Source organism: Actinoalloteichus hoggarensis, from assembly GCF_002234535.1.
In the GTDB taxonomy this organism is placed as follows: Bacteria; Actinomycetota; Actinomycetes; order Mycobacteriales; family Pseudonocardiaceae; genus Actinoalloteichus_A; species Actinoalloteichus_A hoggarensis.
Genome location: NZ_CP022521.1, coordinates 2,264,891 through 2,283,203, shown reverse-complemented (window position 1 = coordinate 2,283,203; position 18,313 = coordinate 2,264,891). Strand labels below are relative to the sequence as shown.

The window sequence follows — 18,313 nt, the reverse complement described above, 5'->3', positions numbered from 1 at the left end:
ACTAACGAGCGACGCCCGGATGCATGGCGGCGGCATGGTCTGTCTCCCCGGCCTGTCGCCCCCGACGACGTCGGCTCCGTACGGGCCCGCGTTCATCCGCTCTCCGCCCAGGCGACGGCGAGCAGTGACCGGGTCTCGCCCAGCAGCTGCGGCAACACCTTGGTATGGGCGATGACCGGCATGAAATTGGCATCGCCGCCCCACCTCGGCACCACGTGCTGATGCAGGTGCGCGGCGATCCCGGCTCCCGCGACCGGGCCCTGATTCATCCCGATGTTGAAGCCGTGCGGCCCCGAGGCCCGCCGGATCGCCCGCATGGCGCGCTGGGTGAAGGCGGCCAGCTCGGCCGTCTCCGCCATCGTCAGGTCCGTGTAGTCCGGGACGTGGCGATAGGGCAGCACCATGAGGTGACCCGGGTTGTACGGGTACAGGTTGAGCACGGCGAAGACCCGCTCGCCGCGCGCGATGATCAGTGCGTCGGCGTCGTCCAGCGCAGGCAGCAGGCAGAAGGGACAGCCGGCCTCGTCCAGACCCTCAGGCTTGTTCTCTCCTCGGATGTAGCTCATCCGGTGCGGGGTCCAGAGCCGTTGCAGGGCGTCGGGAACGCCGACGCCCTGCTGCTCGGCGAACTCGGTCATCCCGTGCGGGCGGCGTCGAAGGCCTCGGCGGTCGGCGAGGAGTTCTCCCGTCGGCCGACCCAGCCCGCCAGTGCATCGACGGCCTGCTCCACCGGAACGCCGTTGATCTGGCTGCCGTCGCGGAAACGGAAGGAGACCGCCCCCGCCTCGACGTCCTTGGCGCCCGCCAGCAGCAGGAACGGCACCTTCTGCGTCGTGTGGTTGCGGATCTTCTTCTGCATCCGGTCGTCGGAGGTGTCCACCTCGACCCGCAGGCCCTTGGCACGCAGCGCCGAGGCGACGCCCGTCAGGTGCTCGACGTGCTCGTCGGCGATCGGGATGCCCACCACCTGGACCGGCGCGAGCCAGGCGGGGAAGGCGCCCGCGTAGTGCTCGGTCAGAATCCCGAAGAAGCGTTCGATCGAGCCGAACAGCGCACGGTGGATCATCACCGGCCGCTGCCGAGAGCCGTCGGAGGCGGTGTACTCCAGGCCGAACTTCTCCGGGAGGTTGAAGTCGAGCTGGATGGTCGACATCTGCCAGGTGCGGCCGAGCGCGTCCTTGGCCTGCACGGAGATCTTCGGTCCGTAGAAGGCGGCGCCGCCCGGGTCGGGCACCAGTTCGAGCCCGCTCGCCACGGCCACCTCCCGGAGCGTCTCGGTGGCCTCGGCCCAGACCTCGTCCGAGCCGACGTACTTCTCCTCGTCGCGAGTGGACAGCTCCAGATAGAAGTCGTCGAGACCGAAGTCCCGCAGCAGATCCAGCACGAAGGTGAGCAGGGAGCGGATCTCCTCGCCGACCTGTTCCGGGGTGCAGTAGATGTGGGCGTCGTCCATCGTCAGGCCGCGCACCCGGGTCAGCCCGTGCACCACGCCGGACTTCTCGTACCGGTACACCGAGCCGAACTCGAACGCCCGCAGCGGCAGTTCGCGATAGGACCGTCCCCGCGACTGGAAGATCAGGTTGTGGAACGGGCAGTTCATCGGCTTCAGGTAGTAGTCCTGGCCGGGCTTGCGCACCACGCCGTCGGCGTCGACCTCGGCATCCAGGTGCATGGGCGGGTACATGCCGTCGGCGTACCACTGGAGGTGTCCGGAGATCTCGAACAACGTGCCCTTGGTGATGTGCGGGGTGTAGACGAACTGGTAGCCGGCCTCCTCGTGTCGACGCCGTGAGTAGTCCTCCAGCTCCCGGCGGATGACGCCGCCCCTGGGGTGGAAGACGGGAAGACCGGAGCCGATCTCGTCGGGGAAGCTGAACAGGTCCAGCTCCGCGCCGAGCCTGCGGTGGTCGCGGCGCTCGGCCTCGGCCAGCCGCTCCAGGTACGCCTCCAGCGCCTCGGTGGACTCCCACGCGGTGCCGTACACCCGCTGTAGCTGCGGGTTCTTCTCGCTGCCCCGCCAGTAGGCCGCGGCGCTGCGCATCAGCTTGAACGCGGGGATGTGCTTGGTGGTGGGGATGTGCGGGCCGCGGCACAGGTCGCCCCAGAGCCGTTCGCCGCTGCGCGGGTCGAGGTTGTCGTAGACCGTCAGCTCGGCGCCGCCGATCTCCATCACCTCGGAGGTGTCCACGGCGGCCTCGCCCTGACCCGGCCCGCCCTTGACGTCGACGAGTTCGAGCTTGTAGGGCTCCGAGGCCAGCTCCTCCTTGGCGGCGGAGACGGACTCGACCACCCGCCGGGAGAATCGCTGCGCGCCCTTGACGATCTGCTTCATGCGCTTCTCCAGCGCCTGCAGGTCCTCGGGGGTGAAGGGGCGCGGCATGTCGAAGTCGTAGTAGAAGCCGTCGGTGACCGGCGGGCCGATGCCCAGCTTCGCCTCGGGGAACAGATCCTGAACGGCCTGCGCCAGCACGTGGGCCGTCGAATGGCGGATGACGGCCCGGCCGTCCTCGGTGTCGGCCGCCACCGGAACGACGTCGGTGTCGACGTCCGGCGTCCAGGACAGGTCACGCAGGACACCCGCCGGGTCGCGGACCACGAGGACGGCGTCGGGGCCCTTGGCGGGTAGGCCGGCCTCCCGGACCGTCGTCCCCGCGGTGGTCCCGGCCTGCACCCTGACGGGTGATGCGGACTCGGGCGGCGGGAACTGCGGTCGGGACACGGTCACTCCTTGACGATGACGGAAGGCACCGGGCACGGTGCGGACTCCGATGCTATCCGGCGCCGTCGCGCCGACACCGCACGGTTTGCCGCCGTCGCGACGCGCCGCGGTACGGCACGGCGGGCGAGCACTGCGAGCTAGAGCGTCTTGGACAACAACAGCAGGCGATCGGCGAGGGCCGCGGCGCAGGCGTCCAGCCATCGCCTGCCCTTCTCGGCGGAGGCACGACCGGGTTCGTCGGTGAAGCCGTCGATGCGGCGCCACCGCTCGCGGCTGTGCAACGTGATGCCGGTCATCGCCTGGAGTTCGCTGACGGCGCGGGCGCCGGGCCGCTCCTCCACCAGTTCCTCCCGCAGCGCCAGCAGCATGGCGGTCTCGAACACGCCCGCGTGTCCCGGCACCAGCGGGCTGTTGCCGCCTGCCTCGGCGGGGAAGAGGTCCCAGTAGTCCGCATAGCCGACCGAGAGGTCGAACCGGATCGCGGCGGCCTCGGCGACCGAGTGACACGGGCCCTTGTTGCCCGCGTGGCCGTTGACGAGGACCACGCGCCGCCCGCCGCCCATGGCGATGGAGCGGACGATGTCCAGCAGCACCTGGGTGAAGGTCTCGAAGGTCAGCGAGAGCGTGCCGCCGAAGGGCAGGTGATGATCGGAAGAGCCGAAGGCCACGGGCGGGGTGATGATCAGCTGCCGCGGGCAGCGTTCCGCCGCCTGCGCGACGGCCGCCTCGACGACCGCCTGGACGATCAGCGTGTCGGTTCCGGTCGGCAGGTGCGGGCCGTGCTGCTCGATGGCGCCGACCGGGAGGATCACCATCCCCTCCGGCAGGGCCTCGATGAGACGTTCTCGGGTGGAGCCATGCCACCGCATCACGTTCACCGATCTCCTCCTCAGCGCTCAATCGGTGAAGAAGGGACTGCTTCATCACGAAGTCCGCCCCGGATCTCCGTATCATCTATCACCCGCACGAGTGGCCGTACTGCCCCCTCGTCGAAGACCGCGTCACGCACCGCAGTCGATGGAATCGCGTCCCGCACGCACCCGCACAGCTGGGCTACGCTGGAGGCGTGAGTACGGGGTTGGAGTCAGTGCTGGCGAACGCGGGCCTGGGAGTGTCCCCCAGGGAGTTCCTGACCTTCGTCGAGGACGCCGTGCGCAAACTCGCGCCGCCGCGCCCCGACCCGGCGGCGCACCTGTCGGTGGGCGAGCGCGAGGCTCTCGCCGAGGTCGGGCTCGATCTGAGCCACCGCGGCGAGACCGAGATCGATCACCGCGCGCGCGCCGTGGCGCAGCAGGCGGTGCTGCACGACTCGGCGCTGACCGTGCCGCAGGCCGCGGCCGCCCTGGGCATCGACACGAGCCGCGTCCGACACCGCATCGCGGAGGGACGCCTCGCGGGCTGGAAGGATCAGCGCGGCTGGCGGCTGCCTGCCTGGCAGTTCACCACCCACGGGGTGCTCCCCGGCCTGGACGTCGTGCTGGCCTCGGTGCCCGCGGACCAGCCTGCGCTGGTCGTCGCGGCGTTCATGTCGACCGTGCAGGAGGATCTCCAGGTGGGTCCCGCGAACGCGGCGCCTCGGGACTGGCTGCTGGCGGGCGGTGACCCGGCGCGGGTCGCCAGGCTCGCCGCCCGGCTCGGCGAACCCGTCTGAGCGGCCCGACCCGTACCGCCTGAACGAGAGACGAACGACTGACGATGGCTCGGCTTCCCCAGCCGCCCGAACCCGACGTCCTGCGTGCGATGCTGCGCGAGACCGAGGACGTGGTGGCCGTTCACCAGGCGACACGACTCGTCCGCGTCTTCACGACCGGCGGCAGACATCGACAACAGTGGGACACCTTCCGCCGATTCGGCCCGCTGGCACACGCCCGGTTCGACCCGCATCCGGTGACCGACGGCGACGCGCCGACTCCCGCGCAGGCCGACGACGGCGTCCTGTACTTCGGGTTGTCGGTGCGCACCAGTATCGCCGAGGTGTTCCAGGCCGCCTCGATCGTCGACCGCCGTACCCGTGCGCCGCACCTGGTGGTCCTGCGCCCCGTCCGGCCGCTGCGACTGCTGGACATCGCGGGGCTGTGGCCCACCAGGGCGGGGGCGTCCCAGGCGATCAGCAGCGGACCCAAAGACAGGACGCAGGCCTGGGCCCGTGTCATCCGAGAGGCGTATCCGCGGCTCGACGGGTTGTGGTACCGGTCGTCGATGGATTCGGGCAGCCCCGCGGTGTGTCTGTGGGACCCGCCGTCGGGCAGCGCGCTGCCCGAGTCACCCGATGTACTGCTGCCGCTCGACCATCCGGGGCTCGACCTGCCGCTGGGGCGAATCTGCGAGCAGCTGCACTACACGCTGCTGGACTGACCGCCCGTGCCGGCCGGTCGCCGGGGTGGTTCGACGGGGTGGAACGGGCGTGCGTCGACCGCCTGCGGGCAGCCGAGGTCGCGGCGAGCGATTGGGCCGCCGAGGGCGGGTTCGGCCGCGGTCGGCGGCCTCGACAGACCGTGCTCGCCCTCGGCCGATGGCGCGCCGGCCTGTCAGTGCCGCGTTAGACGGGCGGCGCGCTCTGCGGCAGCACGGCGCGACGGGCGGCGTACACGACGAACGACGTGCTCCGCAGACGGCCTTCGTCCGGCAGCGTGGTCTCGGCCGTCCGGCAGGCGATGCGGCGGCGGGCCCGCGCTCTCAGCGACCGGCGGCGGCCCGAGGCGTGTCGACCGGCGGCGGGAGCGGCCGGGAGTACCGGATCTCCGGCAGGCTGAAGCCGGGCAGCTCCAACGGCCGCACCACCTCGTCGCAGTCCCAGCCCACGGCCTCGTAGAAGGCGCGGCCCTCGGAGTTGCCCTCCATCACCCACACCACGACGTGCTCGTAGCCCGCCTCGGCGAGATACGCCAGTCCCGCGTCGTGGACGAGCCTGCCCGCACCGGTCCGCAGCCAGGCGGGCGAGGCGTACAGCGCGATCAGTTCGCCGGTGCGCCGAATCGGGTGGGCGTCGGCGGGCTCAGCCGGCGGCCCCACGGTGGAGTAGGCCCCGATCAGCTCGGTGGACCCGCCGGCCCCCAGGTCGACGGCGGGGCCTGCGACGGCGTCGCGGGCGCCCTGGCCGCGGGCACCCTGGCCGCCCACGACCTGGTCACCGACAGCCCGCTGACCGGCGCCCCGGTGATCGGCGGCGTGAGCGGCGGGGGACCCGCCCCCCGATGCGGCTTCGGCGTCATCCGGTCCGGCCGCGCGCACGGCCAGGAAGTCCGCGTGCGGCTCCGGCAAGGCCAGCGTCCGTCGCCAGTTCGGGGTCTGGTCCACCCTCGACAGGCCGTCGAGCAGGGCGGCGGGCATCAGGTCTCGGTAGACCCGCTGCCAGGCCGCCACGTTCATCCTGCCCAGCACGGCCGCGTCGTCCGGCACGGCGCGTCGCAGTGTCCATCGCATTCGGGTCATCATGCCGGGACGAGACTGCGGGAGTAGCGGATCTTCGGAATCCGTTCTCCCGCGATCTCCAGGTCCAGCAGTAACCCGTCGTCCGACCAGCCGTGGCGCTCGTAGAAGCGGCGACCGGAGAGGTTCGACCGCAGCACCCAGAGCACCGCGTGCTCGAAGCCCTGAGCGGCGAGGAAGTCCGTCGCCGCCTGCGACAGGGCGTGGCCCGCGCCGGTCCCCCACACGTCCGGGTCGGCATACAGCGCCACCAGCTCCCCGACCCGCGTCCCGGGGAGCCGGTCCACGTCGTCGCGCGCCTGTGCGACGGCGCAGTACGCGCCGATCCGGCCCGTCTCGTCGACCGCCACGAACACCGCGCCCGGCTCGGGCTGTGCCAACCATCGCGCCCAGCCCGGTTCCTTGGCCTCCTCCCGCAGGCCGCGGAGGAAGCTGTCCGGCATCATGCCGGGGTAGGCCTGACGCCACGACCGGACGTTGATCCGGGACACATCAGAGGAATCCGCAGGCACCGCTCGACGCACCGTCCATCGCATGCGGAGAAGAATGGGCGTTCATCGGCCGTCAGGCCAGCGGTTTTCCATCGTCGCGATCATCCGCCCCCTCCGCCGACACGCCGCGTGACCATCCCCCGCGACACGCCGATGCCATCCGGGCGCGACCCCGGGCGGGCCATGCCCGCCGCCGACCTCGCGACCAGCGGCGGGCGACCGCGCCGTGCCCGTCCGCCTCAGCCCTCGGCCGCGCCGCCGACCGGCATCCTCCGCTTCCAGAAGTCCAGCACCGCCTCGAAACGCTGCACTCGATGCCGGGGGCCGCCGCTGCGACTCAGCTCGTGTCCCTCGCCGGGGAACAGCAGCAGCTCCACGTCGACGCCCGCCCGGTGCAGTGCGACGTACTGCCGCTGGGCCTGCTCCACGGGACAGCGCCAATCCTGTTCGGAGTGCACCACCGCGAAGGGGATCGTCACGCGATGGGCATACGAGACGGGGCTCTTCTCCCGCCACACCGTCGGGTCCGGGCCGAGGTAGGCCTCGGTGAAGTACCAGCCGATGTCGGAGCTGCCGTGGAAGGAGTCCCAGGCGTTCACCGCGCGCTCGCTCCAGGCCGCCGTGAACCGCTCGCCGTGGTGGGCCGCCAGCCAGCTCGTCATGAAACCGCCGTACGAACCGCCCATCACGCCGACCCGCGCCGCGTCGCACTCCGGCTCGGCCAGCGCGAGATCCAGGACGGCGAGGATGTCGGAGACGTCCACCGTCCCCATCGCCCCGATGACCGCGCGGGCGTGCCGCTCGCCGTAGCCCGCCGAGCCGCGCGGGTTGGACATGACCACGGCGTACCCGGCGGCGGCGTAGACCTGCGCCTCGTCGAAGAAGCTCCACTCATAAGGTGCGAAGGGCCCGCCGTGCACCGTCAACAGCACCGGGTGCGGACCGGGTCCCTCGGGGAGGACGATCCAGCCGTGCACCGGATAGCCGTCCGGTCCGGTGCCGGTGAGCTCCCGCACGGGGCGCACGCCTCGGTCTCGGATCGCACGTCCGTAGTCGGTCGCGATCGTCGCCGTCTCGACCGAGCCGCCCGCCGTGTCCAGCGTGGTGAGCACGACCTCCGCCGGGCCGTCGACGTCCGCCCGCAGCAGGGCCAGCCGATCGCCGCTCACCGCGAATCCCCGCACCGAGGCTCGCTCCTCGGTGAGCGCGGGCAGCGTGTCCAACGGGGCCGCGACCGCGTCGTCGGGGACGAACCGCAGCCGCGCGCTGCCGCGTTCCCGGACGACCACCAGTACGCCGCCGGCCACCGGCACGGGGGCGCAGCCGTGCGCGACGTCGACGGTCTCGGCGTCCGTCAGTCGGACGGCCTTCTCGATGTCGCCGTCGGCGGGCAGCGTGGCGCGGAACAGGCCGCCGTTGCGCGCGACATCCTCCCGGTCGGGAAACTCGGTCCCCACGTAGTACAGCCGACCGTCCTCGGTGATCACCGGCGCCGACACGTCCCCCGCCGAGCGCACCGCGAGCCGGGGCGCCGCCCCGGAGACCGGGACCACGTAGACGTCGTGGTGCAGCGTGTCGACACGGCCCAGGTCGCGCTCCGCGACGACGACGAGCCGCGTGCCGTCGGGTGCCCAGACCGGCGTGGCGACGTCGAACCCGCCGTCCGTCAGCTCCACCGGCTCGGCGGCATCGTCGACGACGTCCACCACGAACAACCGCCGCCGCTGATCGTCGAGGAAGCCCACGTCGTCGAGCCGGTACAGCAGCCTGGTGATCCGACGCGGTGCCTCCGAGGCGGCGTCGACGCCCTCCTCGGTGCCGTAGCGGCCCGGCTCGGGGACTCGGGCGGCGAAGGCGATGCGCCGCGAGTCCGGACTCCACACCGGCTCGCCGGCGCCGCCCGGGAGTGCGGTGAGTCGACGGGCCTCGCCGCCGTCCACCGGCATCACATACAGCTGGGCGCGCTGCCCGGCCTCGGCGCGCAGGAAGGCCACCCGCGTGCCGTCGGGCGAGACCCGCGGGGTGCGATCGCGGCTGCCCGCGGTCCACGGGACCGGATCGCCGCCGCCGAGCGGCACTCGCTCGATCGAGCTCAGGTAGGCGTTCTGCTCGACGTCGGGACGGGTCACCTCCACCAGCAGCAGGTCGCCGTGGAAGGCGAGGTCGCTGGGAACACGCAGGGCGGAGAGGTCTTGTGGACGCATTCGACCGAAGTTACGCGCCTGGTCGGGCGGGAAGGGTCGCCCAGACCAAATCGTTAGCCGACCTCACAAGATTTCGTCCCGGACGGGCGCCGTACCGCTACCGTCTGCACATGACACGCATCCACTTCACCGGCGGCCGGGTGTTCGACGGCACCGGTTCCCCCGCCCGGCCGGCCGACGTCACCGTGACGGACGATCGCATCGAGTCCGTGAACGATCGACCCGCGGCGACCGACCCTCCCGGGTCGACCGCCGCCGCGCCCGCGCCGGGCGAGCGGGTCGTCGACGTGAGCGGCGCGACCGTTCTGCCCGGCCTCTTCGACTGCCACACCCACATGATGCTCGGCGGCATCGACACGCTTCAGACGGTGACGACGCCCTTCTCCCTGCCGTTCTTCGCCGCGGTCGGGAATCTGCGGACGACGCTGAGCTGCGGCATCACCTCCGTTCGCGACGCGGGCGGCGCCGATCTCGGCGTGGCCGAGGCCGTCCGCCGAGGCATGATCCCCGGACCGCGGATGCAGATCGCCATCTCGATGCTGTCCCAGACCGGCGGCCACGGCGACGACCACCTGCTCAACGGCGGCAGCCTGCCGCTGATGCCCTCCCACCCCGGAAAGCCGAACACCGTCGTGGACGGCCCGGAGGAGGTCCGCAAGAAGGTCCGAGAGCTGATCAGGGCTGGCGCCGACGTGATCAAGGTCGCCACCAGCGGCGGCGTGGCCTCCCCACGCGACGATCCGCGTCACGCTCACTTCCGGGACGACGAGGTGGCGGTGATGGTCGCCGAGGCGACGGCCGCCGGGCTCTCGGTGATGGCACACGCCCAGGGCACCGACGGCATCGCCGTGGCGGTCCGCAACGGCGTCCGCTCCGTCGAGCACGGCATCTACCTCACCGACGAGGTCATCGAGCTGATGCTGGAGCACGACACCTGGCTGGTCCCGACGCTGCACGCGCCGAGGGCCCTGCTCGCGGGGGCGGCGTCCGGCGCGGGGCTGACCAGCGGAGTGATCGACAAGGCGCGCCGGGTGCTCGATCAGCACATCGAATCGGCCCGCGCGGCGATCGCGGCGGGCGTCCGCATCGCGATGGGCACGGACGCAGGCGTCGGACCGCACGGCGACAACCTCGACGAACTACGGCTGCTCACCGAATGTGGGATGAGCGTGGAACAGGCCCTGCACGCCGCGACGCGCTCGGCCGCGGAGCTGCTGGGCGTCGCCGATCGGCTCGGCACCCTGGAACCGGGCAGACTCGCCGATCTGGTGGTGCTGGACGGCGACCCGGCCGCGCTGATCCCTCTGGGGGGAGAGGCGATGCGGGCCGCCGTCCGCGAGGTCTGGACGGACGGCAGGCGGGTCTACGCCAGAACCGAGCCGTCCGAGACCTGACGGTGTCCAGCCGAACACGCCGAGCGGGCGGCGGACGGCGACAACCTGTCGATCAGTCGTCGACCTTCTTCACCGCGCCGGGGTCACGCCTGACCTTCCAGAGGCTGGCGACGGTGGTCACCACGAGGACGCCGATGATCACCGTCAACGAGAGCCCGGTGGAGACCTCGGGCACCGACAGGGGCTCGCCGCCGTTGAGGAACGGCAGGGTGTTCTCGTGCAGGGCGTGCAGCACGAGCTTCACACCGATGAACGCCAGGATGAGCGACAGACCGATCGACAGGTACACCAGTCGGTTGAGCAGCCCGCCGACCAGGAAGTAAAGCTGTCGCAGACCCATCAGCGCGAAGGCGTTCGCGGTGAACACCAGGTAGGGCTCCTGCGTCAGGCCGAAGATCGCCGGGATCGAGTCGAGGGCGAACAGCAGGTCGGCGCTGGCGATGGCCACCAGCACGATCGCCATCGGAGTCAGCCAGGTCTTGCCCTCGATCCGCACGAACGACTTGCTGCCGTGGAATTCCTCGGTCACCGGCATGAAGCGCTTGGTCAGCCGCACCATCAGGTTGTCGGCCGCGGCGGAGTCGTCCTTGTCGTCGTGCCGCAGCAGCCCCCACGCGGTGTAGATGAGGAACGCGCCGAAGATGTAGAAGACCCAGCTGAAACGCTCGATCGCGGCGGCGCCCACCGCGATGAAGATGCCGCGCAGCACGAGCGCGAGCAGGATGCCGATCAACAGCACCCGATGCTGATGGATCTTCGGGACCGCGAAGGTCGACATGATGATGACGAAGATGAACAGATTGTCGACGCTGAGCGCCTTCTCCGTCACATATCCGGCATAGAACTCGCCTGCGATCGTGCCGTCGACGACGATCCACAGCCCGATGCCGAACACCACCGCCGCCAGCACCCAGCCGATCGACCAGATCGCGGCTTCCTTGATGCCGACCTCGTGCGGGTTGCGCCCGACGATGATGAGATCAACGGCGATGAGCAGCAGCAGCACGCCGACCGTGACGAACCATACCCATGTGGGGACGTCCATTGAGCCTTCCTCCGGTGTCAGGACACGCCGATCACCGGAGGTCTCTTCCGCCGATTCTTCGATCGACCGACGGCCCCGGGCGCCTCCTGCCGGAGACAACCGTGATGACGAGACCGCCGCGAAGGAATACTCCCCTCCACCAACCAGGGAATTGTCTACCACGTGTCGCCTCAGACACCACCCGGGGTGAGCAGCGACACCACCCGCATCCTCGGCACCACACCAGAAGTCACTCCATCGGGTGAACGAGCCGGCCCGACGCGCGGCGGCGCGGCGCCGACGACCTGCGCCTCACCCATCGCGCCGGACTCGTCGTTCGGCGAACGACCGACCGGCGCAGCGGACTCCCCGTTCGGCGACGATCGGTGACGAGATCGCACCTTGAGGGTGACGTCTCCCTTACAGTCTCCGCTGTGCCCGTCCGAACCCGACGGACCAGGAGACCGCTGCTGGCGGTCGTCCTCGTCCTCCTGATCAGTGCCGGGTTCCTGCTGTGGCCCCGCGAGGACGCCGTTCCGGAGGTCGGCGCGCGCGACCTCACGCTGGAACTGCCCGCAGGACCCGGCGACGCCTCGCGCGTGAGCATCGACGCCACGCTCTACACCCCGGAACGCACTCCGGCGCCCTCGATCCTGCTGGCGCACGGCTTCGGCGGGAGCAAGGACGACCTCGCCGATCAGGCGCGCGGCCTGTCCGAACGCGGCTTCGTGGTCCTCGCCTACTCGGCGCGCGGCTTCGGGGCCAGCACCGGTCGCATCGGCCTGAACTCTCCCGAGCACGAGGTCAACGACGCCCGGGAGCTGATCACCTGGCTGGCGGGCAGGCCGCAGGTCCTGTCGGACGGGCCGGACGATCCCGTGGTGGGTGTCGCGGGCGCCTCCTACGGCGGCGCGCTCGCCCTGCTGCTGGCGGGCACCGACGACCGAGTCGACGCCATCGCGCCGATGATCACCTACAACGACCTCAACCGGGCTCTGCTGCCCAACGCGGCGGGCGACCCGCCCTCGGACGCGACGACACCGGCGGCGGGCCCCGAGGCAGGCCCCGGCGTGTTCAAACAGTCCTGGGCGGCGACGCTGTTCAGCGCGGGCTTCACGCCCCCGGCGGCCCAGCGTGACCCGGCCGATCAGGACGGCGAGACCCCGCCGAACGAGGCCGACGACGCGAACGAGGCCGACGCACCGGCGGCCGCCGCTGCCGACGGCCCGCTGACCTGCGGCCGATTCAGCAGCGCGGTCTGCGAGGCCTACACGGAGCTCGCCACCACCGGCAGGCCCAGCGCCGAGACCGTCGAACTCCTCGCCGCGCGCTCACCCTCCTCGGTGACCGGGTCGATCCGGGTGCCGACGCTGCTCGTCCAGGGCAGGCAGGACACGCTGTTCGGCTTCGAGGAGTCCGACGCCACCGCCCGTGAGATCGCCGAGGCGGGCGGTACCGTGCGCGTGATCTGGTACGACGGCGGTCACGACGCCGAGTCGCCCGGCGAGGACCTGCTCGACGAGGTCGGCGACTGGTTCGACTTCCACCTCGCCGATCGCGGTCCCGATCCGGGCACGGGCTTCGAGTACACCCTGCCGAAGACCGGCCCGAACGAGGAGACCCCGCCCAGGACGGTCACCACCGACGCCTACCCCGGCCTGGGGTCGGACGACGGGACCAGCCGAGAGAACCTCCGGCTGACGGGCGACCCGACCCCCGTGCTCACTCCGCCCGGCGGGCAGCCCGCCTCGGTCAGCAGCCTGCCCGGCCTGGGGATCGGCGCCCTGCCCACCGGGCCCGCCGGCGGTCTGGCCACGGACCTGCCCGGGCAGGTCGCGCGCTTCACCAGCGAGCCGCTGTCGGAATCGGTGCTCATCGCCGGGTCGCCGCGGATCACGCTCCAGGTCTCCGCCGTCCCCGGCCAGCCCCGGACGGGCTCGACGGTGCTCTTCGTGAAGCTCTACGACCTCGGCACGGGGGACGACCGCAGACTGCCGGGCGGGGCGGTGGCCCCGATCCGGCTCGGGGACCTGCGGGCCGACGGCGCTCCCACCGAGGTCGTCGTCACGCTGCCCGGCATCGTGCACACGATCGACGCGGGCGACCGGATCGAGATCGCCGTGGCCACGACCGACCAGGCCTATCGGGGTGCGACTCAGCCCGGTGTCACGCTCGTCGGACTCGGCGGCGACGAGCACCTCAGCCTGCCGACCGTCGCGGGAACGCCCACCCATGTCGAACCGCCCACGGAACCGCTGCTCGGGGCCCTCGCGGTGATGGCGCTCGGCGTCGCGGTGGCGGTCGTGAGCGCCGTCCGACGGCGACAGACCGCGGACTTCGATCCGGAGCTCGCCGACGTCCCCCTGTCGACCGAGAAACTGAGCAAGTCCTACGGCGGCGGAGCCCCCGTGGTCTCCGACCTGTCGATCCGGGTGGAGTCCGGCCAGGTCGTCGGACTGCTCGGGCCCAACGGCGCGGGCAAGACCACCACGCTGCGCATGCTCCTCGGCCTGATCTCGCCGTCGGAGGGATCGGTGCGGGTCTTCGGTCATCTGATCCGCCCCGGCGCTCCCGTCCTCTCCAGGGTGGGTTCCTTCGTGGAGGGAGCAGGCTTCCTCCCGCACCTCTCCGGCATGGACAACCTGCGGTCGTACTGGGCCGCCACCGGGCGATCCGAGGAGAGCGCCCGGATGGAGGAGGCGCTGGCGATCGCGGGTCTCGGGGTCGCCGTGCACCGCAAGGTGGGCGCCTACAGCCAGGGCATGCGGCAGCGCCTCGCGCTCGCCCAGGCCATGCTCGGGATGCCCGATCTCCTGGTGTTGGACGAACCCGCCAACGGCCTGGACCCGCCGCAGATCCATCGGCTTCGCACGGTGCTCGCCGACTACGCCGCCACGGGCCGCACCGTGCTGGTCTCCAGTCACCTGCTGGCCGAGGTGGAGCAGACCTGCGATCACCTCGTGGTGATGCACCGAGGACGGCTCGTCGCGGCGGGCCCGGTCACCGACATCGTCGCGGGCGACGGCGAGGTCACCTTCGTGGTGGACGATCCGGTGGCGGCCGGTCTGGCCCTGCGTACGCTGCGCGGGGTCGAGGAGGTCGCCTCCGACGAGCACTCCGTGACGGCGCGACTGGTCGACACGCCCGCGTCGGCGGTGGTCGCGGCCCTGGTGGCGGCAGATGTGGCGGTCACCCAGGTCGGACCGCGTGGCAGGCTCGAGGACACGTTCCTCCAGCTCGTAGGAGGGGAGACGGCACCGTGAACGGGCCGCAGGACGAGACGGACCCGCCGGACGCGACCGGCGCCGGTTCCTCGGCCGACCATGCGCCGGGCAGGTCGACCGGCGGCGACGCCGGGAGCAGGACGACCGCCCGAACGGAAGCCGACGGGGGCGCGTCAGCCGACGCCGCGTCCCCTGGTGACCGGTATGAGGCCTGGCAGGGCGCGGCCGCGGGTTACCGTCCGTCCCACACACTGCGGCTGCGGGTCGAGCTGGGCAGGCAGCTGCGGCGAAGACGGACCCGGATCACGCTGGCCTTACTCGTCGCCCTGCCGGTGCTGCTGTGGGCGTCGTTCGAGATCGGCACCGACGAATCCGGCCCCGGTCGGGGCAGCTTCGTCGAGCTGGCCACCGGCAGCGGACTGAACTTCGCGTTGTTCTCGCTGTTCGCCTCGGTGGGCTTCCTGTTCGTGGTGGTCGTCGCCCTGTTCTTCGGCGACACCGTGGCGGGCGAGGCCGCCTGGTCGAGTCTGCGTTACCTCTTGGCCGCGCCGATCCCGCGTGCCCGGCTGCTTCGGCAGAAGGCCCTCGTGTCCGGGCTGCTCAGTCTCGCGGCGCTGGTCCTGCTTCCCGGCGTGGCACTCCTGGTCGGGCTGGCGGCCTACGGTTCCGGACCGCTGACCACACCGGCAGGCGAGACGCTGCCGTTCGCCACCGGTCTCGCGGCGCTGGCGATGGTGATCGTCTTCCTGCTGGTCTTCTCGCTGTGGATCGCCGGACTCTCGCTGTTGTTGTCGGTGTCCACCGACGCACCGCTCGGTGCCGTGGGCGGCGCGGTGCTCGTGTTCATCGTCTCGCAGATCCTCGATCAGATCACCGCGCTCGGGGATCTGCGGAACTTCCTGCCCACGCACTACGCCTACGCCTGGACCGATCTGCTCAGCACACAGCCCGACTTCACCGATCCCGCGCGAGGCGTGTTCGCGGCCGTGGCCTACGCCACCGTGTTCCTGCTGGCCGCAGGCTTTCGGTTCGAGCGCAAGGACATCACCAGCTGACCCGTTCCGCCCTTCGGGCCGAGCCGGGTGTTCGAGTGCGCGCACGGCCGCATCGGACCTCCTCTGGACCGCCCGTCGTCCCCCGCCTCGCCGACCAGGGCGGAGGGGCGGCACACCCGCGGGCACGGTGCGCTCCGGCGAGACCAGTCGGTCCGACCCCTCGGCCGCACCGCTCCGGCATGACGCCCTGGTCGTGTCGACGCGCGGCTCGGCTCGACGTCGGGAGCCCGGTCCGGCCGGTGTCTCGGGGCGAGCCGACTGGCGTATGCCGCGCCCGCCACGCCGCGGACGAGTGGCGACGGCCCGCGCCGCCACCCCGTGGCGGTCCGCCGCGATCCCGGTCTCGTCGGCCGCCCCGCCGGCCGAGGACATGGCGGACGATCGCCGACATGCGGCTCTCATCCCCGAGACGACGCCCGCGAGCGGCCACCCGACGCGCACCCGCTGCCGGCCCCGGGGAGGCGTCGCTTCCGGACTCGTGCCCGGACGAAGCGAAACGGCCCGCGGCGGCACCGCCTCAGGACACCCCGGCCGCGTCCATCGATCGCAGCTCCTTCTTCAGGTCCGCGATCTCGTCCCGCAGCCTTCCCGCCAGCTCGAACTGAAGCTCCCGCGCCGCGTTCATCATCTGATCGGTCAGCTGCTGCACGAGGTCGGCGAGCTCCGCCCTCGGCATCGAGGTGGTGTCCCGCTCGACGAGCACGCCGGAGCTGCCCCTCGGCTGTCCCCGCTCGCCGACGGGCTTGCGACCACGGGAGGCGTTGCGGCCGCCCACCTCGGTCGTCGCGGTGTCCTCCGCCTCGGAGTACACCTGATCGAGGATGTCGGCGATCCGCTTGCGCAGGGGCTGCGGGTCAAGACCCCGCTCCTCGTTGTAGGCGATCTGCTTGGCCCGGCGACGGTCGGTCTCGTCGATGGCCCGGCGCATCGAGTCGGTCACGCGATCGGCGTACATGTGGACCTCGCCGGACACGTTGCGCGCCGCACGACCGATGGTCTGGATGAGGCTGGTGCCCGAGCGGAGGAAGCCCTCCTTGTCCGCGTCCAGGATCGCCACCAATGACACCTCCGGCAGGTCGAGCCCTTCCCGGAGCAGGTTGATGCCGATCAGCACGTCGAACTCGCCGAGACGCAGTTGTCGCAGCAGCTCCACCCGCCGCAGCGTGTCGACCTCCGAGTGCAGGTAGCGCACCCGGATGCCCAGTTCGAGCAGGTAGTCCGTCAGATCCTCGGCCATCTTCTTCGTGAGCGTGGTGACGAGCACCCGCTCGTCGCGCTCGGCCCGCAGCCGAATCTCGTGCACCAGGTCGTCGATCTGCCCGTCGGTGGGCTTGACCAGCACCTTCGGGTCGACCAGACCGGTCGGGCGGATCACCTGCTCGACGAACTCGCCGCCGGACTGCCCCAGCTCGAACGGACCGGGAGTGGCGGACAGATAGACGGTCTGCCCGATGCGATCGGAGAACTCCTCCCAGGTCAGCGGCCGGTTGTCCAACGCGCTGGGCAGCCGGAAGCCGTGGTCGACCAGGGTGCGCTTCCGAGAGGCGTCGCCCTCGTACATCCCGCCGACCTGCGGCACCGTGACGTGGGACTCGTCCATGACCAGCAGGAAGTCCTCAGGGAAGTAGTCGATCAGGGTCGCGGGCGCCGAGCCCGGCTCCCGGTCGTCCATGAAGCGGGAGTAGTTCTCGATCCCGGAGCAGAACCCGACCTGGCGCATCATCTCGATGTCGTAGGAGGTGCGCATCCGCAGCCGCTGCGCCTCCAGCAGCTTGCCCTGACCCTCCAGCCTGGCCAGCTGTGTCTCCAGCTCGGCCTCGATCGACTGGATCGCCTTCTCCATGCGGCCGGGGCCCGCGACGTAGTGAGTGGCGGGGAAGATCCGCACGTCCGTCAGCTCGCGCACGACCTCGCCGGTCAGCGGATGCAGGTAGTACAGCTTGTCGATCTCGTCGCCGAAGAACTCGATGCGCACGGCCAGTTCCTCATAGGCGGGGATGACCTCGACGGTGTCCCCGCGAACCCGGAACGTGCCCCGGCTGAACGCCAGGTCGTTGCGGTCGTACTGGACGTCGACGAGCGCACGCAGCAGCAGGTCGCGGTCGACCTCCTCGCCGACGGCGAGGGGGATGGAGCGATCGAGATAGGACTGTGGGGTGCCGAGGCCGTAGATGCAGGACACGGAGGCGACCACGATGACGTCCCGCCGGGTCAACAGGCTCATCGTCGCCGAGTGGCGCAGCCGCTCGACGTCCTCGTTGATCGACGAGTCCTTCTCGATGAAGGTGTCGGTCTGCGGGACGTAGGCCTCCGGCTGGTAGTAGTCGTAGTAGCTGACGAAGTACTCCACGGCGTTGTCCGGGAAGAATCCCCGCAGCTCGTTGGCGAGCTGAGCGGCCAGTGTCTTGTTCGGCGCCATCACCAGCGTCGGTCGCTGCACCTTCTCCACGAGCCAGGCCGTGGTCGCCGACTTGCCGGTTCCGGTCGCGCCGAGCAGCACGACGTCGCGCTCGCCCGCCCGCAGGCGCTTCTCGAGCTCGGCGATCGCCTGCGGCTGATCCCCGGCGGGCTCGTAGTCGCTGACGACTCGGAAACGGCCGTCCGTGCGGGGGATGTCGCCGATCGGACGGAACTGGGAGGAGGCGGTCACCGGTGCATCTGCCACGCCGACCAGCGTAGGCCTGACCTCCGACATCGTCCGCCGTCGTGCCGTACGCCACTGTCGGTCCGGGTCACCGCAGGACACTCGTGTCCCGGCAGGTACGTCGCGCAT

Annotated in this window: 13 protein-coding genes; 5 read left to right on the top strand and 8 right to left on the bottom strand. The window is 71.2% G+C overall.

Translation table 11 applies throughout. From position 1 onward, the window contains the following. Positions 1-92: 92 nt before the first annotated feature. The 3 genes from AHOG_RS10115 to AHOG_RS10105 all read right to left on the bottom strand — a co-directional run bounded on the left by AHOG_RS10115 (position 93) and on the right by AHOG_RS10105 (position 3,588). Entirely contained in the window at positions 93-638 is a 546-nt protein-coding gene (locus AHOG_RS10115) for an HIT family protein (protein WP_093941131.1), read from the bottom strand. Beyond that, entirely contained in the window at positions 635-2,719 is a 2,085-nt protein-coding gene (gene thrS, locus AHOG_RS10110; RefSeq protein ID WP_093944328.1) for a threonine--tRNA ligase, read from the bottom strand. The genes AHOG_RS10115 and thrS overlap by 4 nt, the downstream gene beginning before the upstream one ends. Positions 2,720-2,856: 137 nt before the next feature. Further along, positions 2,857-3,588 carry a creatininase family protein gene (locus AHOG_RS10105; RefSeq protein WP_245856956.1) on the bottom strand — a complete coding sequence of 244 codons (732 nt, stop codon included), beginning with the start codon at positions 3,586-3,588 and terminating at the stop codon, positions 2,857-2,859. A gap of 197 nt (positions 3,589-3,785) precedes the next feature. Between AHOG_RS10105 and AHOG_RS10100 the strand changes: the two genes are divergently transcribed. Together AHOG_RS10100 and AHOG_RS10095 are read left to right on the top strand one after the other, a co-directional pair. Continuing rightward, entirely contained in the window at positions 3,786-4,370 is a 585-nt protein-coding gene (locus tag AHOG_RS10100) for a helix-turn-helix domain-containing protein (RefSeq protein ID WP_093941129.1), read from the top strand. Positions 4,371-4,414: 44 nt separating this feature from the next. Further along, complete coding sequence (locus AHOG_RS10095; protein ID WP_093941128.1) at positions 4,415-5,074, top strand: RES family NAD+ phosphorylase; 660 nt, start codon at positions 4,415-4,417, stop codon at positions 5,072-5,074. A 321-nt stretch (positions 5,075-5,395) separates the two neighbouring features. On the opposite strand, the gene AHOG_RS10090 is transcribed toward AHOG_RS10095, so the two are convergent. From AHOG_RS10090 to AHOG_RS10080, 3 genes are all read right to left on the bottom strand, one after another. Then, positions 5,396-6,142 carry a GNAT family N-acetyltransferase gene (locus tag AHOG_RS10090; RefSeq protein ID WP_157736746.1) on the bottom strand — a complete coding sequence of 249 codons (747 nt, stop codon included), beginning with the start codon at positions 6,140-6,142 and terminating at the stop codon, positions 5,396-5,398. An 8-nt stretch (positions 6,143-6,150) separates the two neighbouring features. Next, positions 6,151-6,684, bottom strand: a complete 534-nt coding sequence (locus tag AHOG_RS10085) for a GNAT family N-acetyltransferase (protein WP_093941126.1) — start codon at positions 6,682-6,684, stop codon at positions 6,151-6,153. A 194-nt stretch (positions 6,685-6,878) separates the two neighbouring features. Next, positions 6,879-8,843: a S9 family peptidase gene (locus tag AHOG_RS10080; protein ID WP_093941125.1), complete on the bottom strand. Its 1,965-nt coding sequence runs from the start codon at positions 8,841-8,843 to the stop codon at positions 6,879-6,881. Positions 8,844-8,953: 110 nt separating this feature from the next. Between AHOG_RS10080 and AHOG_RS10075 the strand changes: the two genes are divergently transcribed. Beyond that, positions 8,954-10,237, top strand: a complete 1,284-nt coding sequence (locus AHOG_RS10075; RefSeq protein WP_093941124.1) for a metal-dependent hydrolase family protein — start codon at positions 8,954-8,956, stop codon at positions 10,235-10,237. Between the two features lie 52 nt (positions 10,238-10,289). Here AHOG_RS10075 and AHOG_RS10070 read toward each other — a convergent pair whose 3' ends face one another. Further along, the gene (locus AHOG_RS10070; protein WP_093941123.1) at positions 10,290-11,282 is read right to left on the bottom strand and encodes a TerC family protein; all 993 of its coding nucleotides are present in this window, start codon (positions 11,280-11,282) and stop codon (positions 10,290-10,292) included. Between the two features lie 413 nt (positions 11,283-11,695). On the opposite strand from AHOG_RS10070, the gene AHOG_RS10060 reads away from it, so the two are divergent. Next, positions 11,696-14,524 (top strand): alpha/beta fold hydrolase, encoded by a 2,829-nt coding sequence (locus tag AHOG_RS10060; RefSeq protein ID WP_245856677.1) that lies wholly within the window; start codon positions 11,696-11,698, stop codon positions 14,522-14,524. Next, positions 14,521-15,540, top strand: coding sequence for an ABC transporter permease (locus AHOG_RS10055; RefSeq protein ID WP_093941121.1), 1,020 nt, complete (start codon positions 14,521-14,523; stop codon positions 15,538-15,540). The genes AHOG_RS10060 and AHOG_RS10055 overlap by 4 nt, the downstream gene beginning before the upstream one ends. Before the next feature lie 517 nt (positions 15,541-16,057). Here the strand turns inward: AHOG_RS10055 and uvrB are convergent. Beyond that, complete coding sequence (uvrB, locus tag AHOG_RS10050) at positions 16,058-18,235, bottom strand: excinuclease ABC subunit UvrB (protein ID WP_093941120.1); 2,178 nt, start codon at positions 18,233-18,235, stop codon at positions 16,058-16,060. Positions 18,236-18,313: the final 78 nt, after the last annotated feature.